1 pseudogene is annotated in these 1057 nt (G+C 34.0%); it reads left to right on the top strand.

From position 1 onward, the window contains the following. Window positions 1–1057: pseudogene (locus tag ACWNT5_RS24205) on the top strand (IS3 family transposase); the annotation flags it as partial.

Genomic DNA, 1057 nt, shown 5'->3' with positions numbered 1-1057 from the left:
GTAGTTGCTCAAGTAGAAAAAGGCGAAATGACCTATAAACAAGCACAAAAAGCTTATGGTATACAGGGAAGAAGTACTGTTTTGGTTTGGTTGAGAAAACATGGTACCTTAGACTGGAGTAAACCTATTAAACATCAAATGCCTCAGTCCAAAGAAACACCAGCACAAAAGATCAAGCGTTTAGAGCGAGAGCTCTCAGATGAAAAGCTTAAGAATGATATTCTCAATACCATGATTGACATCTCAGATAGTCAATATGGTACCTCTATTAGAAAAAAGTTTTTATCTCAACAATTCAGCGCATCAGACAACAACAAAAAGTGAGTTTATCACGTTGTTGTGGATTGTTTGGGATGAGTAGACAGGCGATCTATCAATCACAAAAACGATCATTAGCTCGTAGTAAGCAACTTAGTCAGGTAAAATATCTGGTACAACAAGTACGCAAGGATATGCCTAGGTTAGGCACTAGGAAACTATATTTTTTACTCAAAGAAGAGTTTGATGATCAAGGAATCAAAATAGGAAGAGATGCACTATTTGATTACCTGCGTAGTGAATCCCTGTTGATAAAACCAAAGAAAAACTATACAAAGACCACAAATTCTAAACATTGGCTTAGAAAACATCCTAATTTAATGAAAGATATCAATCCTTCAAGACCAGAAGAGTTTTTTGTTAGTGATATCACCTATATAAAAAGTAGAGAAAGAACTCACTATTTATCATTGGTTACTGATGCTTATAGCAGGAAAATAATGGGGTATCACCTTAGTGATGATATGAGTGCAGAAAATGTAGTAAAAGCTATCAAAATGGCAACTCATAACAGGAAGACTACTAAAAATTTGATACATCATTCTGATAGAGGATTACAGTACTGTTCATCCATATATCAATCAGAACTAAAAAAACACCAGATAATCCCATCAATGACTGATGGATATGATTGTTATCAAAATGCAATTGCTGAACGAATCAATGGCATATTGAAAGGTGAGTTTTTGATTAACATTTGCAATAATGGAAAAGAACTAACAAAATTAATTGAACAATC

The sequence above is a fragment of the Aquimarina sp. 433 genome, assembly GCF_054054605.1.
The sequence above is the reverse complement of the archived record's forward strand: the minus strand, read 5'-3'. Positions and strand labels throughout refer to the sequence as shown.